Origin of the sequence: Vibrio sp. 10N.222.54.A3, from assembly GCF_041474095.1 — a bacterium.
In the GTDB taxonomy this organism is placed as follows: Bacteria; Pseudomonadota; Gammaproteobacteria; order Enterobacterales; family Vibrionaceae; genus Vibrio; species Vibrio crassostreae_C.
On record NZ_JBFRTN010000059.1, the window covers coordinates 16061 to 41949 of the forward strand.

Consider the following 25889-nt stretch of genomic DNA (forward strand, 5'->3'; position numbering starts at 1 on the left):
TTAGTTATAGTCAAACTATTGATACATAGAATGACAAACAGGTTCCATTGAGTCGTTGGATAGTTAACTCCTCATTATTAGCATCGCTCGTTTCCCACTCTGCCTTCGCGGAGGAACAGGATGAGTGTCACAGCCAACCGTTAGAAGACACGCGCGTCGAAAAAGCTTACCACTACCTAAACAGCAAGTTTTGTCAGCCCGCAATATGGTTCGATAACTTCTTTGTGGATGACCGTATTACCGAGGACGCCAGAGCCGGAACCTCTGTACGTTGGTATAATGATTTCATCTATTCTGAGGGCGGTGACGTGGATTATTCCACCAAGCTCAACGCACGCCTGCATTTACCCTTTGTCAGCAAAAGGCTTAAGCTAATCTACGAGTCTGTTGGCGATGAAGAATTCTTAGACTTCTTCCCACAAGATTCTGAAGAGTTAGAAAATGCACTTGGCCTTCGTTATGACGCCTATGCCAAGGGTTACAGTAGTTTCAATATCAAAGCGACATTACGCCCAAGAATAGAGGCTCGCTATCGTTTTACCTACCCGCTCACCACAGATGCAGTATTCCGGCTAACCCAACGTGTGTATCAAGAGAAGAAAGAGACGGGAGAGATCACTGATATCGATTTTGACCTCTCTTTGAGTGACGATTTCTTAGCGCGTTGGTCTAACTTTGCTGGCTATAACGATGACCTCAAAGGCTGGGAGTATGGTACGGGCATTACCTTGTACCATTACCTTTCTCAAGACCAAGCACTTCAATATAGCGCCACGATTAATGCAACGGATGAGCCTCATAATCATTACGAATACGCTCAGGTTTCGGTTACCTACCGACAAAACGTATGGAAAGAGTGGCTGTTCTACGAACTCATCCCTCGTTATCAATGGGAACGAGAACCTCATGAGAAACACACCGAAGAAGCCAACATCACCCTTAGGCTTGAAGTCTTGTTCAACAATGTCTAGGGCGTGTTGACCTTTCGCGGTTAAATTTTGTTCGAAATAAAAGCGTTTTAATCGCGGCGAGGGGAAGTAGCCTAGTCATTCTAAGCAAATCCCCCTCAACAAAGAGTAAAACGCTTTTAGCCGAACCCTTCGGGCAGCGTTTGCTGGTCATTCCTACTACGTTATCGGCTTCTCATGTAGGCTAGCTACACATCGAAGTCTCTGCCTTGTATAAATACCCAGCAACTCGCTGCAAAAATCAGCTCGAAAGATCAACACGCCCTAGTGAGTGTTTGTGAGATTGGGGCATCGTTAGATAGAAAACGAGGCACAAAAAAGCACATCATGCGATGTGCTTTTTCAGTTCAATCAGGCTGAAAGTGTAATCTCAACCTTTGTAATTTCTTACTCGCGCCGCTTCTGCTTCACGTTTGTCGACAACGGTTTTACCGATTGGCGCCAATGAGATAACCGCGAGCTTAAGGTGCTGAATCGCAAACGGAATACCTATAATAGTAATGAAACACGCCACAGCTGACATGATGTGACCAATCGCAAGCCAGATCCCCGCAAATAAGAACCAAATAACGTTACCAATCACACCTAGCGGGCTCGTGCCGATGTCCATTTCATTGGTTAGCTCGTCACGCGAAATCGCTTCCTGACCAAATGGGAAGAATGAGAAGTTACCCATAACGAAACACGCTCTACCCCATGGAATACCAACGATGGTTAGGAATGCGAGCAGTCCGAAGAACCACCAAGCTAGTCCCATAAATACGCCACCGAACAGAAACCAAATGATGTTTCCTATTGTTTTCATTCTGTATTCTCCAAATCTTTAAATGCTGTTTATTTGATATGCCGAGTAAGGCAATGCTTGTTCTAATAGGTTCATTATTGTTGAACCTTTATGAACCGTTTATGAATCACTTACATTTTATGTGATTGATTCACGCCACGATTCTCTAAATCCACTTAGGGCTAAACCCATTTATTTGATACCATGCACTTAGATTTTTAGTACCAAAAAGCTAAACAGACTCAACAACGAATTTAAGGCCGAATTTATGAATAACACTGAGCAACCTAAAAAGAAAATCAAAAACTGGGTGCCAATCGTCTTCTTCGGACTTCTCAGCACGGTTCCAGTGTTCATGTTCTTAGTTGATGTGTACATCAACCAGTATATGTAACAGAGCCTGTCATCCTAGCTGCATAAATGGATACCGGACCGATTTCTTGTATCCATTTCCATTAGCTCCGCTCTTCTGCAGTCCGTTCTTCTGTAATCAACTCAACTCTTCCGCAATCAAATTAACCCTTAGTTAATCAAATCAGCTCTTCGTTAATAAAATCAAGAATGTCGATCAGCTCATGATCAGGCAGATTCAGTAAGTTATCCCCTACATACCATTCAATCTTACATTGGTTTGGCAGTTCGCTGATCGCTGGGTTTCCTATCCAAACCTTGTGTTTCTTCGCGATGTTATCTCTCACGATAATGCCGTCTTCGTAACTCACAGGTAAATAGAGATGAAGCATGTTGACCTGCGGTTGTTGTGGGTTAACCGTAAACTGAGGGTAATCTTGTAAGATTTGATAAACCTGTTTGGTTCGTTCGTATAAAGCAGGCATCAGCTCTAATCGCTCATCAAACTGCATTGCCGCTGAAACCACATAAGGCGTTCGGTGATAAACATTGCCACCTTGGCGCTTCATCCACGCCGATGCTTTCGCGACAAAGGCTTTATCGCCCAACAATAACGAACCACCAAGGCCATTGAGACCTTTGTACAGCGAAACATAAGCACTATCGAAGCCCTGAGCAATCTCGCTGTATGGCTTTTGATAATACGCGCCGCATTCCCACAAACGTGCACCGTCCATATGAAGGTGAATCGATTGTTCTTTGCAGTATTGCTTTATAGCTTCAAGCTCTTCCCACTCTGGCAATTGACCGCCAATTTCGCGCATCGGTAATTCATAAAGAGCGGCTGCAATCTCATCAGGCCATGCCTTTAAGTCATCAACATTCCAAGTGCGAAATACATTGCCGACCGGAAGCACGTTGAAACGATTTTGGAGCTGATACCCTTGGCGTTCATGGCGAATGATATGACTCGACTCATGCATCGCTACTACCGGGTTTCTTTTCTCTTGGCAGGCAATTTCTAATGCTGTGGGTTGATTCATGGTGCCGGTAATAACAAACACGGCGGCTTCATAACCAAGCAGCTCTGCGACCTTATTTTCAAAGCTCTCGATAAACTCGCCATCACCGTAGCTATCATGGCTCACATTGTGTGTTTCACACCATTCAGCCATCTGAGCGAATGTTTGTGCTGGTGTCGGTTCTAGATGACCAGAAAGCAACAAATCACATTGTTGACGCAAGTCCATGCTCATAGTTTTTCCTTTATTCATTATCGTTCTATGTAGGGTTATTGGATTATTTACGTTACCCACCAACGGTGACATAAAATGCCCACATTCGCTTTTACTATTCGTGAATAATTAGTTTTACTCAGTCATCGGCTACTTGTGCCTGAAAGACACAAAATGACTGGTGTCTTATATAATTAAACGCAGAAAGCACACGTATCTAAACAAAGAAGTATGGGCTAATTCGTTGTTGTTCAACCATTCTTCTATTATTGTATAACTATAATTCCAATAAATATTATTCGTTAATGGACAAAGAGGGCTATATGTCGAAAAATCGAGTCTTGGTGCTATTCGCCCACCCTTCTCAACATCGTTCTGAAGCAAACAAACCGTTATTTGAGCAAGCAAAACGCGTTGACGGTGTCACGTGCGTCGACCTCTATGCCGAATATCCAACGTTCAAGATCAGCATCGATCGTGAGCAAAAACGCCTATTGGACCATGACATCATCATTTTTCAGTTCCCCTTATATTGGTACTCCACACCGGCAATTCTCAAAGAGTGGCAAGATCTCGTTCTAGAGTATGGCTTCGCCTATGGAACCGATGGCAACGAGTTACAAGGTAAGAGCTTACTGTGTTGCATCACTGCTGGCGGTAAAAAGGATGCTTACCAAAGTGATGGCTACAACCACTTCACTATTCGAGAACTGCTTCACCCAATTGAACAAACCGCGTCTTTATGTGGGATGAACTATCTTGCGCCTTTTGCGCTTTTTGGATCTCGTACCGCTTTAGAAGAAAACCGTATTCAACAACATGTCGATAGCTACAGAACGCTTTTACAGGCCTTGGTTGCCGGCAAGATCAATATTAAGAAAGCCAGCAAAGCAGAAAAACTCAACCACTACGTAGAAGAACTAATGGCAGAGGTTAAATAATGACGGGATATTTTCTACAAGCGTTTATCTACTTAGTCGCAGCAGTTATTGCCGTGCCTATTGCCAAAAGACTTGGTCTTGGTTCTGTATTAGGTTACCTCATTGCTGGTGTTGTGATTGGCCCAATCATCGGCTTAGTGGGTGAAGAGACCACAACCATCCAACACTTTGCCGAGTTCGGCGTGGTTATGATGCTGTTCTTGGTCGGCCTTGAACTTGAGCCTAAGATGCTTTGGGCAATGAGAAACCGACTGATGGGGCTGGGTGGCCTGCAAGTTGGTGGCACGACCGCTATCGTGATGGGAATTGCACAGTTCTTTGGTCAACCTTGGACGATTGCTTTAACTATCGGTTTGATCTTTGCGCTTTCATCGACAGCCATTGTTCTACAAACGTTCAATGAGAAAGGCCTGTCTAAAACGGAAGGCGGTAAAAACGCTTTCTCGGTACTTTTGTTCCAAGATATTGCCGTTATCCCAATGCTGGCGTTCATCCCTTTGTTGGCTCTTCCTGAATTGGTTGCTTTGGCAGAAAGTGCCGCCCAAACCGCTGCACACCATGATGAACTCAGTTTAGTTGCAGGTTTGCCAAGTTGGGCATACGGACTTGTTATTACGGCTTCAATTGCGATTGTGGTCGTCGGTGGACATTATCTAAGTCGGCCACTGTTTCGTTTTGTTGCGAGCTCTGGCTTACGCGAGATCTTCACTGCAACTGCACTGATGTTGGTGATTGGTATTGCCGCGCTAATGAGCCTTGTTGGTTTGTCGCCTGCCCTAGGTACTTTCTTAGCAGGTGTGGTACTTGCCAACAGTGAGTTCAGGCACGAACTGGAATCTAACATCGACCCGTTTAAAGGGTTATTGCTTGGATTGTTCTTTATCACGGTAGGCGCAGGTATCAACTTTGGCGTTCTATTTAACGATTTCGCACTCATCATTGGCTTAACTCTTGGCGTGATGGCGCTGAAAGCCTTGGTGTTGTTTACACTGGCTTTAATCTTCAGAATCAAAAACAGCGACCGCTGGCTATTTACATTGAGCTTGGCTCAAGCGGGGGAATTTGGTTTTGTACTACTCAGCTTCTCAGCACAGAACCATGTATTACCTGCGGATATTGTTCAAACACTATCACTGGTTGTTGCCCTCTCTATGTTCTTAACTCCTGGTCTGTTCATTCTGTTTGATAAAGTCATTCTGCCCCGTTACGAGCAAAAATCGAACGATCGAGAAGAAGACAAAATAGAAGAGAAAGGTACCGTTATCATTGCAGGCATCGGCCGATTTGGTCAGATCGTAAACCGCTTGTTGGTATCAAATGACGTCAATACCGTAGTATTGGATCATCAAGCAAACCAAGTGGACTTATTACGCTCCATCAATATTAAATCTTACTTTGGTGATGCTACTCGTCACGACTTGTTGCATACCGCGGGTATCGAAGAAGCCGCGATGCTTGTTGTTGCTATCGATAATCAAGATTCTAGCGTCGAATTAGTGAAGTACGTAAAACACACGTATCCAAAAGTTAAAATCTTGGCGCGTGCATTTGACCGTGGTCATAGTTATCGCCTAAGAGAAGCGGGGGCAGACTTTGTTGAATCAGAGACCTACCATTCTGCTCTTGAAATGGGCGCTGAAGCCTTGCGTTCTTTGGGTCATCACCCATTCTTCGTCGAGCAGCAAAAATCGACTTATCAACGCGTTGAGAGCCGTAAGTCTGAAAAGCTTTACCAAGCTTGGTCTGAAGCGGAAGAGAACCCACGCTACGACAACAACTACCGACAAATCTTCATTCACCTTGAAGAAGCAATGAAAGAAGATATGAAAAAAGACCGTTCAGACAAACACTCTCGCTCTGAACGTGGTTGGACACCACCACCAAAAGGCTATGCAGATGGCTTTGAGGAAGAAGAGTCTTAAACGGCATCTAGACTTCAGCTCTAGATAACCATGCAATTCAACCATCAAAAGCGGCTATTTAAGCCGCTTTTTCTTTCATTTACCCCCTACAAAACGTCAAATGAGCATAAGTAGCGGGTGCTGAAACTCGTAATCCGAGAGATTTGTGTGATCTAGCTAAAATTTTTAATTTCTGACCACATAGCAAAAGTGGATTCAATTTTTACATTATTGAAACATTCCACCCCTGCATAAACCACACCATAAACATGGCTATATATGCACTCATTCCTACCATTCAAGCACCCACCCAATTCATAGCGACCACTAACTAAGGCTTGAATTACATTGCATATATCGAAATGCGCCGCAAAAGCCCCAACAAACCCATTCATCAATCAAATAAATAACGCACAACATTCACAAATTCAAACCATCAAAATTAACATAAACATTTCAAAATATGTCTATCGTTACAATTTGTAACGAATGGCGGTTGTCGGTATAGTCCTGCAATTCAAAAAGTGAGACCTTTGCGCTCACCTTAAAGGAGATATAATAATGATTACTAATGATGCTGTAATAATGGGCATGTTAGCTGTTATTCTTGGCGGTGTTTTTATCACGGAAAGTAGCCAAAATAGCGCACTGAAAAAATTCTACTCGTTCGTTCCGGGTCTATTGCTCTGTTACTTTGTTCCTTCTCTATTGAACAGCCTAGGCATCATCGACGCATCAAACTCAAAGCTGTACTTTGTTGCAAGTCGTTACCTATTACCAAGCGCACTCGTTCTACTGATCATCTCAGCTGACCTACGCAAAATCTTCGGCCTTGGATCAAAAGCCGTCATCATGTTCCTAACGGGTACGGTTGGCATCATCATTGGTGGCCCTTTAGCGATTCTGATTATTGACCAAGTTAACCCTGACCTCGTATCTGGCGATGTATGGCGAGGCCTTACAACTGTGGCTGGTTCTTGGATCGGCGGCGGTGCGAACCAAGCTGCAATGAAAGAAGTGTTCGAGGTTGATGACCAACTCTTCTCTGCAATGATTACGGTTGATGTTATCTGTGCGAACATTTGGATGGCCGTTTTGCTTATCATGGCTGGTCGTCAGAAGAAGATTGATGCATGGTTAAAAGCAGACACATCATCTATCGAAGAGCTAAAAGAGACAGTTTCTAAATACCAAGAAGAGAACGCTCGCCCAACAACCACAACCGATCTCATGAAGATCACGGCAATTGCCTTTGGTTTAACAGGGTTGGCTCACTTATTCAGTGACATGATTGCACCATGGATCTCAACCAACGCGCCACAGCTTGCGAAATACAGCCTAACATCTGGCTTCTTCTGGCTGATCGTAATGGTAACAACGTTCGCGCTGATCGCTTCATGCTTTAAATCAACGCGCAGCCTTGAGCACAGCGGCGCGTCTAAAGTAGGTTCAGCGTTCATCTACATCCTAGTTGCAACTATCGGTATGCAAATGGATGTGACAGCTATCTTAGACAACCCAGGTTACTTCTTCATTGGTATTACATGGTTAACTATCCATGCCCTTCTGATGATTGTAATGGCGAAGCTAATTCGTGCACCATTGTTCTTCATGGCTGTAGGTAGCCAAGCTAACGTAGGCGGTGCTGCATCGGCACCTATCGTCGCGGCTGCATTCCACCCAGCATTGGCACCAGTAGGTATCCTAATGGCGGTATTGGGTTACGCTCTCGGTACATACGGCGCTTACATCTGTGGCCTCATCATGCAAGTTGCTGCTGGTTAATAGAATCGCTTAATCCAATAACACCAAAGGCTGAACGATGATCGTTCAGCCTTTTTCGTTTCTAAAACTGTATTTCAAATAACGGCTTAATCGAACAAAGATGTCAGTTTATTTTCCACCACAGGGCTGATATTAAAGCTCAACATAAAATCTGGACGCGTTTTTTCGTCTTTCTCAAGGTAATAGTTCGCTTCAATGCCAAACTTCCAAGGGCGTCCATTCAGAACCGTTGTTTTACTAACACTGATGTTTAACGGAATTTCCGCCTGATCCTTATTCCAGTCGTACGAGAATGTTGGTGCAGAGCCCACCGTCCAACCACCTCCTAATATCTCTACCCAAAACACTTGTGTCGATGTCTTGTTGATTCGAGTATCAGAATGGTCGGCTCCGTCTCCAGAAACACCATACAAGTGATTTGGGAACATACCGACAACTCGCTCGCTACTCGCTTTCCCGACCATAAACTCTGGTCCGACAGCAAATTGATCCGCTGTTAAGTCACTGCTGCCCGTTGGCAACGAAGCAAAGATACCGAACGCGACAATAGTACCGCCCTCCATTTTAGGCGCATAAGCTAAATCAAATGAGATGTCTGTAAAGCCTGACTGCTCCGTGTGTTGCGAGCTTGCTGGTGCGTCCACATGGAAATCGTTCTGTACATAAGAGATGGCCGGGCGGAAGATCACTTTGTCGCCGTTATCCATGGGAAACGGCAGTGTCGGCTGTAATACTGTAGCGAAACTGTCCCCTCCACCATCGTAACCACCTGAATACTGGAGCTTTAAATTAAGGCTAGCGTAAGCTGTGTTTGGGTTTGCAAGTTCCTTTGCTGCCTGTTCTGCTGCTTGATCGCTTTCAGATTTCGAAATATCGTCCCTAGCGCTAGCAAAATTCGGCGTTAATAATAGTCCAGTTATTATTAGTGCAAGTGGTTTACAAGCCATGAGCCCTCTCTTCAATAGTAAAACAATAAGATGTAACTGCTTATTGAGTATTTTAGAGATTACTGGGCAGTAAAATGGCCATTAAGTGACAGAGAGATAAGTTAACCCTAGTTAGAATTTAGATACAAAAATGCCCCAAATCGCTTTGAGGCATTTTCAATTAATCAGGAAGCTCGGGAGTGTTTACTCCTTTTGCTTATTCCCAATCAAGGATTACTTTACCAGACATACCAGAGCGCATCATGTCGAAGCCTTTCTGGAAGTCGTCCACTTTGTAGTGGTGAGTAATGATTGGTGTTAGATCTAGGCCAGATTGGATCAATGAAGCCATCTTGTACCAAGTTTCGAACATCTCACGACCGTAGATACCTTTGATAACCAAGCCTTTAAAGATTACTTGGTTCCAGTCTACCGCCATGTCTGATGGTGGAATACCTAGTAGAGAGATCTTACCGCCGTGGTTCATGTTAGTTAGCATGCTATTGAACGCAGATGGGTTACCAGACATTTCTAGGCCTACATCGAAGCCTTCTGTCATGCCAAGATCAGACATTACGTCTTCAAGCTTCTCTTCCATCACGTTTACTGCGCGAGTCACACCCATTTTCTTAGCAAGATCTAGGCGGTACTCGTTTACATCAGTGATTACAACGTGACGAGCACCAACGTGCTTAGCAACAGCTGCAGCCATGATACCGATTGGGCCAGCACCAGTAATTAGCACGTCTTCGCCAACTAGGTCGAAAGAAAGTGCTGTGTGTACTGCGTTACCAAACGGGTCAAAGATTGAAGCTAGATCGTCAGAGATTTCTGCAGGGATCTTAAATGCGTTGAACGCAGGAATCACAAGGAACTCAGAGAACGCACCAGTGCGGTTAACACCAACACCTGTTGTGTTACGACAAAGGTGAGTACGGCCGCCACGACAGTTACGACAGTGACCACATGTGATGTGACCTTCGCCAGATACACGGTCGCCGATTTCAAAACCACGAACTTCTTGGCCAATGCCAACAACTTCACCCACGTATTCGTGACCTACTACCATAGGTACTGGGATTGTGTTTTGTGACCACTCATCCCAGTTGTAGATATGTACGTCAGTACCACAAATTGCGGTTTTCTTAATACGAATAAGAAGATCATTATGACCCATTTCAGGTTTTTCAACCTCGGTCATCCAAATGCCTTCTTCAGGCTTTAGCTTAGAAAGTGCTTTAATTTTCATAATGTTACCTAGTTCATCTCGCCTAACTGTAAGGCGAGAATCAAAAATCTATATATTCTACTGGGTGTTGCTCTATCTAATTAAAGGATGCTCGTGGCATCCCTTTAAAATTAGATGATACCCATGTCTTTACCAACTTGAATGAACGCATCGATTGCGCGGTCTAGTTGCTCACGAGAGTGTGCAGCAGACATTTGCGTACGGATACGAGCTTGACCTTTTGGTACTACAGGGAAAGAGAAACCTACAACGTAGATGCCTTTCTCTAGTGCGCGCTCTGCGAACTCAGCCGCTATTTTTGCATCACCCAGCATGATTGGGATGATTGCATGGTCAGCACCACCCATAGTGAAGCCCGCTTCTTCCATGCGAGTACGGAAGTGAGCAGAGTTTTCCCATAGTTGAGTACGTAGGTCGCCAGATTCCGCTAGAAGATCTAAAACGCGGATAGACGCAGATACGATTGCAGGTGCAACAGAGTTAGAGAATAGGTATGGACGAGAACGCTGACGTAGCCAGTCGATCACTTCTTTCTTACCAGAAGTGTAACCGCCTGAAGCGCCACCCATTGCTTTACCTAGCGTGCCAGTGATGATATCGATACGGTGTACAACGTTGTGGAACTCGTGAGTGCCCGCGCCGTTTTCGCCCATGAAGCCCACTGCGTGAGAGTCATCAACCATAACTAGTGCGCCGTACTTGTCAGCAAGGTCACAGATAGCAGGAAGGTTAGCCACTACGCCGTCCATTGAGAACACACCGTCAGTTACTATTAGTGTGTGACGAGCGCCAGCTTCTTTAGCAGCGATAAGTTGCTGCTCTAGCTCTTCCATGTTGTTGTTCGAGTAACGGAAACGCATTGCTTTACACAGACGAACGCCATCGATAATAGATGCGTGGTTTAGTGCGTCAGAGATGATTGCGTCTTCTTTACCTAGAATTGTTTCGAACAAACCAGCGTTTGCATCAAAACAAGATGTGTAAAGGATAGTGTCTTCTTTACCTAGGAACGTAGAAAGCTTTTGCTCTAGTTCTTTGTGAGAATCTTGAGTACCACAAATGAAACGTACTGAAGCCATACCAAAACCGTGCTGATCCATACCATCTTTAGCTGCTTCGATAAGAGCTGGGTGGTTAGCAAGACCTAAGTAGTTGTTTGCACAGAAGTTTAGTACTTCTTCACCAGTCGAGATAGAAACCGCTGCTTTTTGTGCAGAAGTAATAATGCGCTCAGACTTGTAAAGACCTTCTTCTTTAACTTCTTCGATTTGAGTTTGAATCTGTTGGTAAAATGCAGAAGACATTGTCTCATTCCTTCCTAGTTATTATTTAGCAGCATCGCGCGCCGCTTTATGTAGGGATGTAAACGATCTCAACACGATCATTTACACTGTAAAACTTATGCCTATATTCTAGTTGAACATCCCCGTTCCGATTATCCCTTTAGTTGGAAAAACATTAATGAATCACAGGCACTAATAATAGTTCATCCCAGTGACATAGGGCACATTAACGCCCTTCACCTGCTTTTTTAAACGCCAAATTAGCTATAATTTCCGTCTAATTTCGCTTTCATATCAAATCTCAATTTTTCATCTCAGAATGCGCAGCAGCAACGCCGCTATACAGATGAGCTTCAAACACAACAACCTATCAGAGCAATCACGTCAATCAATTAATGAAATTGATTCACAAATCAAAGTAAATCGCTCACAATTACCATTAAGTTCATCGTTGAAACTAGCTTAACTGGATACTTATGATTAACCCAAAACTCATCGCCCTGCTTCCGGATCTCGCCTCGTTCATTTTGGTGGTTAACGAAGGTAGTTTTACGGCTGCAGCAAAACAGTTAGGCGTGACACCATCAGCCTTGAGTAAGCTCATCACCCGCTTGGAAAAAGCGCTATCGGTGAAACTGTTTGAGCGTACCACTCGTACCCTTATCATTACGCAAGCGGGTCAATTGGCTTATGATCAGAGTGTGGTGATGATCAACGCAGCGCAACAAGCCGTTGAACTGTCTACCTCCGACCATACCGAACCTGCAGGCTCGATAACGGTAGCGGCGCCTGAAGCCTTCTTGAATTCGGTATTGCAGCCTTTCGTTGTTCCATTCTTAAATCAGTATCCAGAAATCCAACTTAAATTGAGAGCGGCTGACGGCGACATCGATATTTTACGTCAAGGCATCGACATTGCTTTCCGCCTGACTGATAAGCCCGACGAAAGCTTAGTATTGAAAGAGTTAGGAAAAACAAACCTCGTGTTGTGTGCAAGCCCTGACTATTTAGATGCCAAGGGGATTCCTCACCACCCTACCGAGCTGTCTGAACACGACTGTTTGTATCTTGCAGAGACAGACAAAGATCACATTTGGGATTTTCTTAAAGATGATGAATTTCACACAGTACCCGTCAGTGGACGTTACGCAGTTAACCACTCGCAGATGCGACTGAAAGGTGTGAAAGAAGGTCTAGGCGTCGGTATTTTCCATGACTTCGTGATTCAAGATGCGTTGGCTGAAGGGTCTGTAGTACAAGTGTTGGAAGATTGGACCATCAAGAGTAATTACCATGGTGCGATTGCGATGCAGTTTGCTCAAACCAAGTACATGCCCGCTCGACTGCGTGTATTCATTGATTACGCCATGAAGCACTTAGGTGACAAGTTGGCAGGAGAAATAAACTGATGCTGAAAGGAATACACCACGCGGCCATAATCTGTTCAGACTACGACGCGTCGAAACACTTTTACACTGAGATTTTGAAACTCGAGATAATTGCCGAAAACTATCGAGAGGCTCGCCAGTCGTACAAACTTGATTTAGCGCTACCTAATGGTGCTCAGATAGAGCTATTCAGCTTCCCTAACGCACCAGAAAGACCTAGCTTTCCAGAAGCCCAAGGGCTGAGACATTTAGCCTTTTGTGTCGATGAAGTTCAACAAGTCAAAAGCTATTTGGAAGGACAAGGAATCGAAGTCGAACCGATCCGAGTTGATGAGTTTACAGGTAAAGCATTTACCTTTTTTGCCGATCCTGACGGGCTTCCGTTAGAGCTTTATCAAGTCTAACGTCTTCTTAATAAACAGAGCATGTCATCTGATTAATGAAACTGACCTCCTCAAACAGAAGGTCAGTTTGTGTATCAATTAACTCAATGCTGTCTTGAATTTCTCGACACGCGAGAACAGTAACCAATCCAATAGCATGGCTGTCACGATCGTCGCACCCGCCAGTGGAAACAGCGCTGAAATAACTATCACCGTCACTAAGCCTGCTTTCCAAAGCCCTGCATCACCAAACTTCGGTGGCGTGCCAAGCTTTCGTTGACCTGAAGGTCTGCGCATCCACCACATCACACCGCCAGTCACAGACACAACAATGAACGCCAAGCAAAACAAGGCATTTAGAAGCTTATTGATGATACTGATGTCACCTTGGTGCAATGAAATACCAACCGCTAACGTCTTGGCAATGAAGTTATAATCTTGCCATGTCACCTCACCCAGTATACGACCAGAATATTGGTCGAGGTGCGTGGTACGATCCTGCGTTGGATCGATGATATCGCCACCCATTGTATTGGCTGTGACCGTGTAAACGCCCGTTTCTGAACGCGGGAAATTGACCTTGTATTGCGTAAAGCCAAGTGAGTATGCTTTTTCAGTAACGTCATCAATGTCGAAGTTGCTTGCTGACAACATATGTTGAGAGTGATCTTCACCCATCTTAGAATGGTCGTGAGGTTCAGTAGCCTCTTCCACATGATGAACGTGCTCTGCTGGCTTATCTTGAGACAAAGGCAGTGGTGTTTGCTCCAAGTTCCAATGGAGCTCTTCTTCTGATCCATGGTTGAGGGAAGCGTGCGTCTTATCAGACAATGGAATATCGTCCCACATTTGAGCAGGGAAAGTACTCCATGCTTGAACAAGCTTACCGCCCCAAAAACCTGTCCATGCCAATCCAGATAGAATAAACAACAACAGAATAAGCGATAAGGTACCACCGATGTTCGCATGCAGATCACGCATGAGAACACGTGGCCCGGATGACACTCTCAGCTTGAGAAAACCAGCGCGGCTTGCGTTGTCTCTCGGTAGCCATAAGTAAATGCCACTGACGAGCAACAGAATAGACAAGCTTATTGCGACTTCAATTAGATAATCACCCCAATCACCAATCAACAAAGTGCCGTGAATATCATTCGCTAGTTGGTACAGGCTATCGCTGCGTGGAATTTCTCCGACCACTTCGCCAGTGTACTGATTCACAGTGGCGAAAACAGATGTTCCGTCTTCAAGTGATAGCGAAAAGCGGTTAGCGAGATCAGGGGCTTTACTCGGAACAAACTGCGTCACCGAGCCTTGTGGGTATTGATTCTGCACTGCAGTTAACTGTTGTGACACTTTAATCGGATCGCCCGATGCAACAATCTCAATGGCTTCGTGATGAAAAGCTAACTCGATTTCATCATCAAACAGCATCACCAAACCTGTAATGCTCAGCATTAACATAAACGGGATAACAAATAGCCCAGCATAGAAGTGCCAGCGCCATGTGAGGAAATAGAGGGTTTTATTGCGGTCTTTGCTTTTTATATTGGTTTCCGAACCGGTTGTTGCACTGCTTTTAGACTGCGAAGTTGCTTGTGCTTTCGCAGGGGTTTGAGATTCATTTCTCAACATTATAATTTCCTTTGACACACGCAAACATACCTTCTGAAAAATCAGAAAGTAATCTGAGCATGTTTAACTTTACTTAATACTTTATTTTTTAATTATTTTAATGGGTTAGGTTTAAGCAATAACAAAGGGAGGGCCGCGCGGGGCTTGCCTCGTGTAGCGTTCGCTTAGAGCCAAAAAAGCGTAGCTGTCGGAGACAATAGAACTCAGTCGAGTTGTCAGTGGTGTAGTGGGAAGTTCATCTTGGTGAAACGTGGAAAAATGGCTAAACGGACACGGCTTTCCTTTATGAGTATTAGGTTCGCCTTCTTCGATTTGAACCAATTCAAAGCCATTGACCGTACATAACGACGCCCATACTCCCGCACTATTACCATGAGCATTGATAACAGGCATTAATGTCACTAGCGCCCAGCTTAATGCTGTTGCAAGTAACATGAAGAAGTTGAACGAGGTTCGGCGCATTATTCCAAGTCTTTATAAATTTCCCTTATTATGAGGGACTTGGAATATAGGTAAACGTAAAGATTAACAGCAAGTTAAAAAATTGAAGCTAACGCACACTCTTTTTCGTTAAATACTGGTTACAACACTAAAACTAAGAAAGTAATACTCATCTCTTTGCAGCAGGCTTTCGATAAAAGAGACAATAAAAACGCCGCCTTACACCTTCCTCGAAAGAGGGTAATGTAAGGCGGCGTTTTAGAAATCGAATCTTGAGGTTTGCTCTTTGTTACCTATCTAGCAAACGTTCATGATTAACGAATTAACCGAAGATCTTGCTCCAGATGCTTGGGTTACGCTTCTCATGGTACTCTTCACGAAGGCCATCAATAGTACGAAGTTCTTGCTGTGCCGACGCTAAGTCACCTTGGTCTAGCTTCTGCTCAATGCTATCCAGTGATGCACTGATCTTTTTGAAGCCTTCCATGAAGTTGTCTTCTTTCTCGACTGGGTAAACACCCGTTTTCAGCTCTGCCACTAGCGTATCTAAACGAACGATAGGCTTTTGCATCTCTTCAATGCTTTGAGCTTCTGCCGCTTGTTTGAACGCAAGCTTCATTTCTTGCATGTTTTTCTTAAGGTCTACATTAGCAAATGCGTTGCCAGACAATACTGAAGCAGCGATTAAGCCAGATAAAAGGATTGAGCGAGTTTTCATTGTTTCTCCAAGTGAAGCGGTGTCTTTGAAGTTAGAGCCGTCATTACTGTGGCACTTCGACTTTATTATTTTCGGCTAGTGTATACAAAAATCTTTCAGGCACAAAAATTGATTGTGTCGAAATGCAAACCCGCCGATATTCTCTTAAACAAGATCTGAATATTCTGGGATTTCATTACGACCGCGCAAGGCCAAAAAGGCTAGGAACTGCTTTGGCGAATGGGTAATCACTTTACTCGAATCTACGCCCACTTCATCTAACAATGCTGCGACTAAGTCTAAGCCACCGACATCTAAACAGAAATGCGCATCGCTGCCTGTTGTAATAAATGCACCCTTCGCTTTCGCTATTCTTGCAATCTCATAGCAGCGGTCAACACTGCCAACTCGGCTATTGCCTTTGAGTGTGGTGTTGTTGATCTCAATCGCCACGTTGTTCTCAACCGCACATTGAATAACGGCTTCGAAATCGAAATCAAAATTAGGATTGCCTAAGTGACCAAGCGCATCAATTCGACCGCCCTTAATCACATTCAACAATGCTTCTGTATGGGTAGCGACATCCGATGGGCGAAATACTGGCTCGTGAAAACTCGCGATCACCCAATCCAAGTTCTTATCCACACTCGGATGAATGTCGATTTCACCCTGTGTGTTCATGATGTTTGACTCAACACCTCGAATAATTGCGACATCTTCAATAAAACGAGGGAGCACACGCTGATTGCTGAAGAACCAATAGTGTGGCGCGCCCGGCATTGATTCTGAATGATCAGTAGTACAAAACATGGCTAAACCATTTTGCTTTGCCGACTTGGCGTTTTCGATCAATGTGCTGTAAGCATGACCACTTGCGTATGTGTGGGTGTGAGTATCTACTTTGAGTTCCATGAATCAATGCCCTCTTCGCTCGGTCAAAATACGTTTTTCAGAAAGTAACTCTGAATCTCTTTCAGGAAAAGAATACTTCAGAAAATGAATGCCTAATGGCAACAATTCGGCCAGTTTATCAGCTGAAAGTGACAATTAGCACCCAAACATAAAGGTTTATTACTGGTTCATTTACACGACACGGGAATACGTGGCTAACCAGAGCCAGCCAGCGCTTGGTCTTATCTAAGTCGAACCGCACACACTCGGTAATTGCGCCAATTTTTTGCAACCTACCCAAGTTCGTCAATACTTAAACCAGCCTACAAACTGGAGTGTTAGATGAGAAGAAGACGATATCCGCTGAGTATCCACATCACTAGCCTTTTCCTAATTTTGACAACACTTGTCGGTGCGGTATTGATTTCGATTAGTTATCGGCACTCCCAAGAGCTGCTGCTAGGCACAGTGCGCGAGATCAGTAATGAGCACCGCGACAAACTGGAATCAGTATTTAAACAAGCCATTGCCCCTGTTATCACAACCTTAAATGTGATGGCGGTGAGCCCGTTTGTTGCTCATCAAGCTTCCGCTGTCGAAAAAGACTCTTGGCTTGCTTCGGTCGATATCATCTTCAAGCAAAACACCAATTTGGTCGCTCTATTTTATGGTTCTGAAGATGGTGACTTCAGAATCTTTCGTCCATTAAGCACCAATAAACAGAGAGCCGAAAACAGCGCGCCCGCTAAAGCGACCATGATGGTTAGCAGCACCAATCTAGACGGTGAAAACTTTATTACCTATCTTGATGGCGCACATCAAGTGATCAGTACTCGACAAGCAGAGAGTAAGTTCAACCCCACCACTCGTCCTTGGTTTCGTAACGCAAAGCCTGATGGCTCAATACAACTCTCTGAGCCCTATCTATTCTATTTCCTGCAAACCAATGGCATTACACTCTCTAGGCGTTCTGCCGATGGCAAGCATGTGGTTGGTGCCGACTTTACGTTGAGTTCCCTCTCTTCTCAGATCAGTGAATTAGCTTATTCTCCGCAAACCCGACTCGCCTTGTTCGATCAACATTTTAATCTTCTCGGTCAGCATCAACTTGAGCTATCAGTACCCAAGCCTGACTCCCAATCTGATGACACAAGTAAAACTGAGCAAACGAACAACCAAACGACGGGGAATCTCTCTGGCAGTGAGCAAGACCAAAGCTTCTTTAATGTGCCCAAACGTGAACAGATGGAAGCATTGAAAGCGTCCGTTATTGCGCCGCTTATCTCTGATGAAGAGAAGTTTAACCTCAATCTAAAAAACGTTGAGTACAACTTAAACACTTGGGCACTAACGCTAACGCCGGTTCAACTGACTCAAAATGTCACCTTACACTTGGCAGAAGCGACGCCACACAATGAGCTGCTCGCTGATCTTATCTCGATGCGAGACAAGCAAGTTGCGGTCGCGATTGGGATGTTGTTCATCTGCTTCGCTATCGTATGGTTTGTTGCTAATCGACTGTCTCAGCCACTCAATACGCTGATGCAACTCACCGACAACATCGCTCGATTTGACTTCAGGCGTACTCATTATCCCAAAAGCATGATTCAAGAAGTGGCTAACCTTGCCCACTCGATTGAGCTAATGGAACACACGCTTCATGATCTGATTACCCTACTTCGAGACACCGCCGGGAATCAGGAGTTTTCGATCTTAGCCAAGAACATTGCTCATCAAAGCTATTTAATCACCAAAGCAGAAACCATTGTCCTTTTCACTCAGTCCAAAGAGAAAGACGTGTTTGATACGGCAGCTAACCTTGCCATTCTCCCTTTTAAAGCCGACATCAATGACTTCATCAAACACACGCCTTGGTTGCTGTGTCAGCTTAAGTCTGGTGAGACGATCCATTTGAACCGAAAAGACAATGTTCTCAACTATTACCAAGATTCGATCTTCAATTCAGACCTGTACCTATTTCCACTATTAAACCGAGAGAAACTGTTGGTAGGGATTGTGGCAATTGGCTATGAGAGACCAATTACCAAGATGCAGGCAGACAAGCACGCCTTTTTAAGAGAGTTGCTCAGCTTTGCGGAAATAGCGAAAGACAACATCGACCAAATGCAGCAACAAAAAGACATGCTTAATGCCTTTATTGAGCTGATTGCATCGGCGATTGATACCAAGTCACCTAATACGGGCGGGCATTGCCAACGAGTGCCTGAGCTCACCAAATGGCTAACTCAAGCAACCATAGATGATGACCGCTATTACCCGCAATTCTCATTGGACAGTAAACAGTGGGAAGAGTTGATGCTCGCCGCTTGGCTTCATGACTGCGGCAAGGTGACCACGCCTGAATATGTGGTAGATAAGGCAACAAAACTGGAAACCATTTACGACCGAATCCACGAAGTGCGAATGCGTTTTGAGTTGTTGAAACAGCAAGCGGAAACCGATTACTGGAAAGCGATGGCGAACGGTGCACTACAAGAAGAACAACTCAAAATACTCGAACAAAGCCTGTCTGAACTGGATGAGGAGTTTGCCTTCGTTGCTGAGTGTAATCTTGGCGGCGAATCTATGACGGAAGAGCAGCTAGAACGCTTAGATCAAATAGCCAAACGCCAATGGAAACGTACACTGGATGATCAATTGGGTTTGTCTTGGTCTGAAAAAGAGAGATTTAACACCCAAAAAGAGTCGGTTGAGAAAGAGAGAACTGAGCCAACAAGTCAGGAAAAGGGTTTGCCTGTCATGGAGCCTCTGCTTGCAGACAAACCGGAGCATAAAGTACCTTGGGACAATGGCTTTAACCCTGCCGATGTATGGCAAGAAGCGTTTGTACTTAAGCCCGGAGAAGTTAAATACAACCAAGGTGAACTGCACAATTTGAAAGTACGCCGTGGTACGCTAAACGATGAAGAACGTTTCATGATCAACGATCATATTATCCAAACCTTCACCATGCTCAACAAGTTGCCTTACCCGCCTTACCTTCAAAACATTCCGGATATCGCCAGCGGACACCACGAACGTATCGACGGTAAGGGATACCCAAGAGGCTTAAACGAAGACCAGTTACCTCTGCCGTCTAGAGCAATGGCAATTGCTGATGTCTTTGAAGCACTCACCTCTAGTGATCGCCCTTATAAGAAAGGTAAACTCTTAAGCGAATCACTCAACATCATGACCGACATGGCCACCAGCGGTCATATCGATCCCAAGTTGTATTTACTGTTTTTGGAAAACAAAATCTACGATAAATACGCTGAGCGATTCCTAGAAATGAACCAACGCTGCGAGATTGACCCGCACGAACACATCGACCGAGTAAAAGAATACATACGCTCATTGTTCTAAGTTTTAAATTAACCATTCAGAGGATAAGCCATAACTCAATGGTTAGCTTTTAGCTGCCGAGTCCAATACCGCAACGTCCACTACAGTCGCTACAGCCACTGTGGTGTGCGGTTTTTGTTTGGCTTTCGCCTTGCTGTGTCTTTTTGCCAGCAATGTATTGGTGATGCTCGCCACGACAATCAGGTTAATGCCAATCATCTGCTGTGTAGAAAACACATCATCAAAGAACAAGCCCTGCCAAAGCGCGCTAAACAGCATGTTAGTAAAAATCAGAGGTGCCAACTGGGAGCCACTGTCTGCAAGCTTATACGCCTTGGAACGGAAGATTTGGGTATTGATGGTAAACAGTGCAAGACCAAGTGATCCGAGAACAATCCAGCGTAAATCGTCAAAAGACAGCAACGCCGACAAGGTTCCTTTCTCTGCACTTTCAAGTACATCAGGCACCGCAGAAACAGAAGTAAACACCACCATTGGTATCACAATAATTGCCGCAACTAAAAAGGTCCACGCGTTAAGCTCTGCCGGAGTCAGGCTGGTTTTAGACGCTCGGTACAAACTCACTTGCGAGCCAGAATTAAAAACCCCCGCGAGAAGCCCAAGCAGAAGCGCAGGTCTAAAGAACTCCGAACCCAACTCAAACTGCGACCAATCCCCCGCCATCATCACTACGCCAACAAAGGTGACAGCTAAACACACTATCGTCGTTGTATGAATCTTGGTTCTAAATATTAACTTTTCTAACAATGGAATAAACAGAGGCCCCGTACTGAACAACACAACCCCTTCAACAAGCGTTAAGGTTTGCAGTGAAGTAAGGAAACACCACTGACACGCCACCATAAAGATCGCCCGCATCACCAAAGGTTTCCACATTTCTCGTGTCGGCTTGCTGATTTTGTAAAAGGTCAGGAAAAGAAATAAAAACAGACTGGGTAACAAAAAACGCACAAAACTGAGTAACGAAGTGGGCATCACTTCAGATAGATACTTGGCCATCAAGCCACTTAAAGACAAACTGAACGTCGACAACAACATGAAAGTCGTCGCCTTGGTAATATCAGACATAATTATCACCTCCTATGACATCTATTTTAGAGGCGTGACGTAATGAAAAATAGCGAGTAATATTAACTATAACTGTAAGGAAAACTTACCAATGAAAAAACTCGTTCCGCTTAAATCCGTTTATGCTTTCATTGCTGTTGCTGAGACTGGCAGCATGACCGACGCCGCGCGGGTATTGTACGTCAGTCACTCTGCGGTAAGCCAAGCGATAAAGTCGTTAGAACAACTGGTCAACAAGCCTCTGTTTCAACGAGTCGGTCGTCGTGTTGTTCTTAATGCCGCAGGTAAGCGATATTACCGCAAAGTTGCTCCCGCACTTGAGCAAGTGATAGAGGCGACCGAAGAGCTTGCCAGAACGCCTAACGACCACCGCATTACCCTCAACATGGTCAATTCGCTAGCGATGCACTGGTGGATCCCACGAGTTCCCGACTTCCAAGCCTTCGCTCCCTCACTTGATATCCGCATTTCGACGCTAACTGGCCCTTTCGATATCGAGCAGGAAGGGGTCGATGTTGCGCTTGTACATGGCAAACCCAACGAGTGGGAACAATATTACAGCGAGAAACTGGGCGACGATGACCTAGTCTTGGTGTGTAGCCCTACGATATTAAAAAACCAGACCGGATTGAGCGTCGAACAACTCGTCAAACAAAACCCGACCATTGGCGTTTTTAACCTCAGGCGACAACACGACTGGCAAGTGTGGTGCGACAATTACCAAATCCCAATGCCCACATTCCATAGCAACCTGACATTCGATGTCTCCATTCAAGCGGTGCAAGCTTCAATTCGTTCGTTAGGCGTACTAGTAACGCATCGCTTGTTTGTGAAAGATGATATCAGCCATGGGATGCTTGTCGAACTGGGTAAACCGGTTGCTAACCCGCACCAAGATTTTTACTTTGTTTGCCCAAAAAACAAATTAAAACAAGAAAGTGTGCTAAAACTGAGAACATGGTTAAGACATGAATTCACACGCTCAGAGACAGCACTGAACGATGACATTCAAGAGCAAGACCAAACTATCAATCAATAAGCGAGTGACAGCTCAGCAAGCTTACAAGAGGCCATTATGATTATTACCACCACACAATCAGTCGAAGGCAAGCGCATTGTCGATTACAAAGGGGTTATTGCCGGAGAAGCCATTCTAGGGGTGAACGTTTTCAAAGATATGTTTTCAGGAATTCGTGACTTTGTGGGTGGACGTTCTGGCACCTACGAGAAAGAACTGGAAAAAGCACGTAACTACGCGTTCAAAGAGTTAGAACAGAAAGCGATTGAAGCGGGTGCCAACGCGGTGGTAGGCGTAGATATTGATTACGAAGTCTTGGGAACAGGTAATGGCATGTTGATGGTCTCTGCTAGTGGCACGGCAGTGGTGGTTGCTTAACTGAATCACTCGCTAAATCATGCGATTACCTAGAAAAACGCCCCTTAGCTGAATCGCTAGCTAAGGGGCGTTATTGTATTCGCTGCCAAACTAGGCTTGAATATCTCTAACTCGCACGATCTTCTGGCTCAGAAATCATGGCATCAAAAGAGGCAATTCGAGCCAAAAACTCTTTTCTATCTTTAGGCATAATTGAGCTTGCCATTGGTAAGTTCGCCTTCATCGCATCGACGGCGCGACCACGAACCAATACCTCAAAGTGCAAGTGCGGGCCAGTAATACGGCCAGTAGCACCCGATAGCGCAATTTTCTGACCTCGTTTAATTTGCTGACCTTTCTTAACTAAGAAGCGGCTCAAGTGAAGATAACGCGTCGTATATACGCTGTTGTGTTCAATCACCAAATATTTACCAGCATACGGGTGGTCACGAAGTGCCACCACACGACCATCACCAGTTGAGTAGATAGGTGAACCAACAGGTGTCGCAAAGTCGGTACCATTGTGCGGTGAGATTCGCCCAGTTACTGGGTGTCTTCGTGTCGGATTAAACGAAGAAGTGATTCTTCGGAATTTTCTGTCGACTGGGTATCTATCAAAGGCTTGCTCTAGACTATTTCCCTCTCTGTCATAAAAAAGACCATCTGGTGCTAGAAAAGCTGAGACTTCTCGGTTTCTTAATTGAATTGAGATACCTTGAATTTCTGTTTTACCCGTTAGGTGATCATCCGTGTACTGCTCTTTGACCAATACATTGAAGCTATCACCAGCTCTCAGCTCTCGAGCGAAGTTGACTTTGTCTTTTAGTGTGCGGGTGATATTGGCTATCTGGTTAGTAGTTAACCCCGCTTTGTAGGCTGACGTTGAAAAGCTACCGTGAACACTACCCGCATAGAGTTTTTCTTTCCATTCGCCTGGGATCTCGTGGAATTTATAGGTGAAGCTACCATCATCGTTTCGAGTAAAGGCTGCTTGCTCAACCAAACTCTCGTGATAAATCAGCTCCACAAGCTGTTTTGAGTCACTATCCAAAAGCAACTCTAGATGGTCACCAGGTTTTATTGTGTCGAGTTTCAAAGACTCCAGATCAGCTTCCATCACCTTTTGAACGGTTCCATATGGCAGTTGCCATGACGAAAAGATGTTGCTTAGCGTATCGCCAACTTTCACAAAATAATGGACCTTAACCAAAGAGTTGGGAGTCGCTTGCGAGTCGATGACTTCCTTATCATTAGGTTGAGAACCTTGGTAAGGTGTTATTTTGATAGAGATTTCTGGTGCTGGTTTGGAGTGAAAAGAGAGCAAAGCAGCAAGGGAAAATGCGCTGATCGCAGTAACGATCAGACCAATACGGAGGAACTTCATAAAATACTTAGCGGTTATAACGAGGAACTTAGAAAGTGTTATAACATAACAATTAAATCAAAAAAATAAATGAAATGTAAGAAACCATAGCGCGATAGGTGTGAAAGTATGGTGAGCATGCAAAGCCCACCACCTTAGTTAACACGGATCTTTACCTCATATTACTCTTCACGAAGTACTTCGAAGCGTTCTAAGCCTCGCAGCATCTCAAAGTCCGGCTCTTCAGTTAGCAGCTCTCTCATGGACCCACTGGCTTCAATAGCGCGCTCTAAGTCATCGATAGCTTGACCTTCTGCCCCTAATCGAGCATAGGCGCAAGCACGTTGATACAAGGCATGAGCATTTTGGTCATCGACTTCTAATACACGGTTACAAAGACTCATTGCCCAGTGGTATTCCTGTATATCCATAGCAGCGTCAGCTTTGGCAGTAAGTGCTTCTAAATCTCCAGGACGAACCTTCAGTATTTCATCGTAGATTTCAATTTTTTGCTCTGCCGTTTGTGCGTTCTGTGCTCTCAACCATAGGTTATGAATCTCATTGATAATTTCAATTTCGCGGTTGTTGTCGGAAATGATTCTGGTCTTGCGCTTAAGATCCCGTTCAAGAACATTAAACTTCTTCTCATAGTCTTGAGCGATAGAATTAAGTCGCTTATCAGCCATGTCTTGAGTTGTGTGTTTAAGCTCTTTGATGGATTGCCAACCCACCAGCGCGATAAGAGAGGCCACACCAGCAATAATGTAGAAGAAGTAGGTTACGGTTACATTGGCGTAATTCAGAGACTTGTCTGCCACAGTCAGTTCCCGGTCAGTCATCTGAATGGTCAAGCGTCTTTCAAGATCCTGCTGTTCCATTCGAAGCTGCTTCAACTCATCCAAGATATAGCGTTCCATCAGCGGTCTATCCAAATACTCTTGTTCCGAGTACTTAACCTCTTCGCTTGCAAAACTCATCGTGCTGAACACCGAGATAACTGCAATCAATAAGATTCGAAGCATTATACATTCCTTATATATTTATCTTTAGACTAACTGTATCTCGTAATAGGCATACAAGCTAGGAAGTCGACAAGTTTGCTATGTCCATATTGGAATTAACACTCTAAAACATCATTGATAATTATAAAACACCTGAAGCAACATCATTAATTTCTAAATTATAAAAATACCGCGTAATACTGTTCTATATAATTAATTCGCGATGCGAATATACCGAGAATTGATTTATTGCATCGAGATGAATCTTATATTAATAACGATCAGAACGAGGTTAATTTGAATAATCCACGATACGATTTAGTAAGCCGTGTACTGCACTGGGTAATGGCTTCTGTAATCATCTATGCAACAATCGCAGGGTATGTGATGCACTATGTCACCAATCATCCAGAGCTGTTTTCTTTTCTGTCAATGCTCAACATGTCATTGGCGACCGTTGCGACACCATTGCTTGTGGTTCGTTATATCTGGAGTCACTTTCGCTCGTCGCCAAGCATGCCAACCTCTGTGCCTGAAGGGCAAAAATGCGTTGCCAAGCTTGCACACTCTTTGATGTATCTTGTGATGTTTATGGTTTTCAGCACCGGCTACTTAATGCTAAAAGAACCGTACTCTTTATTTTGGTTAGTGAGCGTAAATAATCTAATTACCGACTCTGCAATCAACGGCTTCTTTTTCTATTTACATCGTGCCAGTTGTATTGCCCTAGCCTGTTTAATTGTGCTGCATATCAGTGCCGCGCTTAAACACCACTTTGTCTCTAGGAACTATGTATTGAAGATGATGCTCTAGATTCAAAGAATTCAAGACAATTTGCACAAAATCGAGTAGGAGGAG

At 44.4% G+C, this 25889-nt stretch carries 23 protein-coding genes; 11 read left to right on the forward strand and 12 right to left on the reverse strand.

What is annotated here, in order from left to right:
* Positions 1-47 precede the first annotated feature (47 nt).
* Positions 48-971, forward strand: a complete 924-nt coding sequence (locus AB4507_RS13070; protein ID WP_372114241.1) for a hypothetical protein — start codon at positions 48-50, stop codon at positions 969-971.
* A gap of 367 nt (positions 972-1338) precedes the next feature.
* On the opposite strand, the gene AB4507_RS13075 is transcribed toward AB4507_RS13070, so the two are convergent.
* A complete protein-coding gene (locus AB4507_RS13075; RefSeq protein ID WP_004730224.1) occupies positions 1339-1773 on the reverse strand; it encodes a YccF domain-containing protein in 435 nt (144 codons plus the stop codon).
* Positions 1774-2020: 247 nt separating this feature from the next.
* On the opposite strand from AB4507_RS13075, the gene AB4507_RS13080 reads away from it, so the two are divergent.
* Positions 2021-2146, forward strand: a complete 126-nt coding sequence (locus AB4507_RS13080) for a hypothetical protein (protein ID WP_017075772.1) — start codon at positions 2021-2023, stop codon at positions 2144-2146.
* Positions 2147-2282: 136 nt separating this feature from the next.
* Here AB4507_RS13080 and AB4507_RS13085 read toward each other — a convergent pair whose 3' ends face one another.
* Positions 2283-3359: a low specificity L-threonine aldolase gene (locus AB4507_RS13085; RefSeq protein WP_102319832.1), complete on the reverse strand. Its 1077-nt coding sequence runs from the start codon at positions 3357-3359 to the stop codon at positions 2283-2285.
* Positions 3360-3661: 302 nt separating this feature from the next.
* Here AB4507_RS13085 and AB4507_RS13090 point away from each other — a divergent pair, with 302 nt between their 5' ends.
* The 3 genes from AB4507_RS13090 to AB4507_RS13100 all read left to right on the forward strand — a co-directional run bounded on the left by AB4507_RS13090 (position 3662) and on the right by AB4507_RS13100 (position 7965).
* Complete coding sequence (locus tag AB4507_RS13090) at positions 3662-4279, forward strand: NAD(P)H-dependent oxidoreductase (RefSeq protein ID WP_102319831.1); 618 nt, start codon at positions 3662-3664, stop codon at positions 4277-4279.
* Positions 4279-6201 (forward strand): monovalent cation:proton antiporter-2 (CPA2) family protein, encoded by a 1923-nt coding sequence (locus tag AB4507_RS13095; RefSeq protein ID WP_136982967.1) that lies wholly within the window; start codon positions 4279-4281, stop codon positions 6199-6201. Before AB4507_RS13090 ends, AB4507_RS13095 begins: the two co-directional genes overlap by 1 nt.
* Positions 6202-6741: 540 nt before the next feature.
* Positions 6742-7965 (forward strand): DUF819 domain-containing protein, encoded by a 1224-nt coding sequence (locus tag AB4507_RS13100; RefSeq protein WP_372182808.1) that lies wholly within the window; start codon positions 6742-6744, stop codon positions 7963-7965.
* Between the two features lie 86 nt (positions 7966-8051).
* Here the strand turns inward: AB4507_RS13100 and AB4507_RS13105 are convergent, their stop codons facing one another.
* From AB4507_RS13105 to AB4507_RS13115, 3 genes are all read right to left on the reverse strand, one after another.
* The gene (locus AB4507_RS13105) at positions 8052-8912 is read right to left on the reverse strand and encodes a hypothetical protein (RefSeq protein WP_372182809.1); all 861 of its coding nucleotides are present in this window, start codon (positions 8910-8912) and stop codon (positions 8052-8054) included.
* Positions 8913-9108: 196 nt separating this feature from the next.
* Positions 9109-10140: an L-threonine 3-dehydrogenase gene (gene tdh, locus AB4507_RS13110; protein ID WP_017059546.1), complete on the reverse strand. Its 1032-nt coding sequence runs from the start codon at positions 10138-10140 to the stop codon at positions 9109-9111.
* 110 nt (positions 10141-10250) lie between these two features.
* Positions 10251-11444 (reverse strand): glycine C-acetyltransferase, encoded by a 1194-nt coding sequence (locus AB4507_RS13115; protein WP_372182810.1) that lies wholly within the window; start codon positions 11442-11444, stop codon positions 10251-10253.
* A 455-nt stretch (positions 11445-11899) separates the two neighbouring features.
* Here AB4507_RS13115 and AB4507_RS13120 point away from each other — a divergent pair, with 455 nt between their 5' ends.
* Positions 11900-12832, forward strand: coding sequence for a LysR family transcriptional regulator (locus AB4507_RS13120; RefSeq protein ID WP_372182811.1), 933 nt, complete (start codon positions 11900-11902; stop codon positions 12830-12832).
* Complete coding sequence (locus tag AB4507_RS13125) at positions 12832-13215, forward strand: VOC family protein (RefSeq protein ID WP_136978002.1); 384 nt, start codon at positions 12832-12834, stop codon at positions 13213-13215. The genes AB4507_RS13120 and AB4507_RS13125 overlap by 1 nt, the downstream gene beginning before the upstream one ends.
* 78 nt (positions 13216-13293) lie before the next feature.
* On the opposite strand, the gene AB4507_RS13130 is transcribed toward AB4507_RS13125, so the two are convergent.
* From AB4507_RS13130 to AB4507_RS13145, 4 genes are all read right to left on the reverse strand, one after another.
* Positions 13294-14829: a PepSY-associated TM helix domain-containing protein gene (locus AB4507_RS13130; protein WP_372182812.1), complete on the reverse strand. Its 1536-nt coding sequence runs from the start codon at positions 14827-14829 to the stop codon at positions 13294-13296.
* A 111-nt stretch (positions 14830-14940) separates the two neighbouring features.
* Positions 14941-15291 carry a hypothetical protein gene (locus tag AB4507_RS13135; RefSeq protein ID WP_372182813.1) on the reverse strand — a complete coding sequence of 117 codons (351 nt, stop codon included), beginning with the start codon at positions 15289-15291 and terminating at the stop codon, positions 14941-14943.
* Between the two features lie 301 nt (positions 15292-15592).
* On the reverse strand, positions 15593-15988 hold the full coding sequence (locus tag AB4507_RS13140; RefSeq protein ID WP_017059534.1) for a cytochrome b562: 396 nt from the start codon (positions 15986-15988) through the stop codon (positions 15593-15595).
* Between the two features lie 144 nt (positions 15989-16132).
* Positions 16133-16879 carry a phosphatase gene (locus AB4507_RS13145; RefSeq protein WP_017059533.1) on the reverse strand — a complete coding sequence of 249 codons (747 nt, stop codon included), beginning with the start codon at positions 16877-16879 and terminating at the stop codon, positions 16133-16135.
* Between the two features lie 321 nt (positions 16880-17200).
* Between AB4507_RS13145 and AB4507_RS13150 the strand changes: the two genes are divergently transcribed.
* Entirely contained in the window at positions 17201-20224 is a 3024-nt protein-coding gene (locus AB4507_RS13150) for an HD domain-containing phosphohydrolase (protein WP_372182814.1), read from the forward strand.
* A 42-nt stretch (positions 20225-20266) separates the two neighbouring features.
* On the opposite strand, the gene AB4507_RS13155 is transcribed toward AB4507_RS13150, so the two are convergent.
* Positions 20267-21292 (reverse strand): DMT family transporter, encoded by a 1026-nt coding sequence (locus AB4507_RS13155; protein WP_017059531.1) that lies wholly within the window; start codon positions 21290-21292, stop codon positions 20267-20269.
* 91 nt (positions 21293-21383) lie between these two features.
* On the opposite strand from AB4507_RS13155, the gene AB4507_RS13160 reads away from it, so the two are divergent.
* Together AB4507_RS13160 and AB4507_RS13165 are read left to right on the forward strand one after the other, a co-directional pair.
* A complete protein-coding gene (locus AB4507_RS13160; protein ID WP_017064800.1) occupies positions 21384-22331 on the forward strand; it encodes a LysR substrate-binding domain-containing protein in 948 nt (315 codons plus the stop codon).
* A gap of 36 nt (positions 22332-22367) precedes the next feature.
* On the forward strand, positions 22368-22688 hold the full coding sequence (locus AB4507_RS13165; RefSeq protein WP_004730185.1) for a heavy metal-binding domain-containing protein: 321 nt from the start codon (positions 22368-22370) through the stop codon (positions 22686-22688).
* Positions 22689-22794: 106 nt separating this feature from the next.
* On the opposite strand, the gene AB4507_RS13170 is transcribed toward AB4507_RS13165, so the two are convergent.
* Both AB4507_RS13170 and AB4507_RS13175 read right to left on the reverse strand, forming a co-directional pair.
* Positions 22795-24051 carry a peptidoglycan DD-metalloendopeptidase family protein gene (locus AB4507_RS13170; RefSeq protein ID WP_372051136.1) on the reverse strand — a complete coding sequence of 419 codons (1257 nt, stop codon included), beginning with the start codon at positions 24049-24051 and terminating at the stop codon, positions 22795-22797.
* A 161-nt stretch (positions 24052-24212) separates the two neighbouring features.
* Entirely contained in the window at positions 24213-25052 is an 840-nt protein-coding gene (locus AB4507_RS13175) for a tetratricopeptide repeat protein (protein ID WP_017069419.1), read from the reverse strand.
* Between the two features lie 276 nt (positions 25053-25328).
* Between AB4507_RS13175 and AB4507_RS13180 the strand changes: the two genes are divergently transcribed.
* Entirely contained in the window at positions 25329-25844 is a 516-nt protein-coding gene (locus tag AB4507_RS13180) for a cytochrome b (protein ID WP_372182815.1), read from the forward strand.
* The last annotated feature ends 45 nt before the right edge of the window (positions 25845-25889 follow it).

Excerpts from the sequence above, each read along its gene's own strand:
- AB4507_RS13160 (WP_017064800.1), top strand. The coding sequence starts at position 21,384 with ATGAAAAAACTCGTTCCGCTTAAATCCGTTTATGCTTTCATTGCTGTT.
- AB4507_RS13085 (WP_102319832.1), bottom strand. The coding sequence starts at position 3,359 with ATGAGCATGGACTTGCGTCAACAATGTGATTTGTTGCTTTCTGGTCAT.
- AB4507_RS13165 (WP_004730185.1), top strand. The coding sequence starts at position 22,368 with ATGATTATTACCACCACACAATCAGTCGAAGGCAAGCGCATTGTCGAT.
- AB4507_RS13120 (WP_372182811.1), top strand. The coding sequence starts at position 11,900 with ATGATTAACCCAAAACTCATCGCCCTGCTTCCGGATCTCGCCTCGTTC.
- AB4507_RS13100 (WP_372182808.1), top strand. The coding sequence starts at position 6,742 with ATGATTACTAATGATGCTGTAATAATGGGCATGTTAGCTGTTATTCTT.
- AB4507_RS13150 (WP_372182814.1), top strand. The coding sequence starts at position 17,201 with ATGAGAAGAAGACGATATCCGCTGAGTATCCACATCACTAGCCTTTTC.
- AB4507_RS13075 (WP_004730224.1), bottom strand. The coding sequence starts at position 1,773 with ATGAAAACAATAGGAAACATCATTTGGTTTCTGTTCGGTGGCGTATTT.
- AB4507_RS13140 (WP_017059534.1), bottom strand. The coding sequence starts at position 15,988 with ATGAAAACTCGCTCAATCCTTTTATCTGGCTTAATCGCTGCTTCAGTA.
- AB4507_RS13130 (WP_372182812.1), bottom strand. The coding sequence starts at position 14,829 with ATGTTGAGAAATGAATCTCAAACCCCTGCGAAAGCACAAGCAACTTCG.
- AB4507_RS13115 (WP_372182810.1), bottom strand. The coding sequence starts at position 11,444 with ATGTCTTCTGCATTTTACCAACAGATTCAAACTCAAATCGAAGAAGTT.
- AB4507_RS13090 (WP_102319831.1), top strand. The coding sequence starts at position 3,662 with ATGTCGAAAAATCGAGTCTTGGTGCTATTCGCCCACCCTTCTCAACAT.
- AB4507_RS13170 (WP_372051136.1), bottom strand. The coding sequence starts at position 24,051 with ATGAAGTTCCTCCGTATTGGTCTGATCGTTACTGCGATCAGCGCATTT.
- AB4507_RS13175 (WP_017069419.1), bottom strand. The coding sequence starts at position 25,052 with ATGCTTCGAATCTTATTGATTGCAGTTATCTCGGTGTTCAGCACGATG.
- AB4507_RS13155 (WP_017059531.1), bottom strand. The coding sequence starts at position 21,292 with ATGTCTGATATTACCAAGGCGACGACTTTCATGTTGTTGTCGACGTTC.
- tdh (WP_017059546.1), bottom strand. The coding sequence starts at position 10,140 with ATGAAAATTAAAGCACTTTCTAAGCTAAAGCCTGAAGAAGGCATTTGG.
- AB4507_RS13105 (WP_372182809.1), bottom strand. The coding sequence starts at position 8,912 with ATGGCTTGTAAACCACTTGCACTAATAATAACTGGACTATTATTAACG.
- AB4507_RS13095 (WP_136982967.1), top strand. The coding sequence starts at position 4,279 with ATGACGGGATATTTTCTACAAGCGTTTATCTACTTAGTCGCAGCAGTT.
- AB4507_RS13135 (WP_372182813.1), bottom strand. The coding sequence starts at position 15,291 with ATGCGCCGAACCTCGTTCAACTTCTTCATGTTACTTGCAACAGCATTA.
- AB4507_RS13125 (WP_136978002.1), top strand. The coding sequence starts at position 12,832 with ATGCTGAAAGGAATACACCACGCGGCCATAATCTGTTCAGACTACGAC.
- AB4507_RS13080 (WP_017075772.1), top strand. The coding sequence starts at position 2,021 with ATGAATAACACTGAGCAACCTAAAAAGAAAATCAAAAACTGGGTGCCA.
- AB4507_RS13145 (WP_017059533.1), bottom strand. The coding sequence starts at position 16,879 with ATGGAACTCAAAGTAGATACTCACACCCACACATACGCAAGTGGTCAT.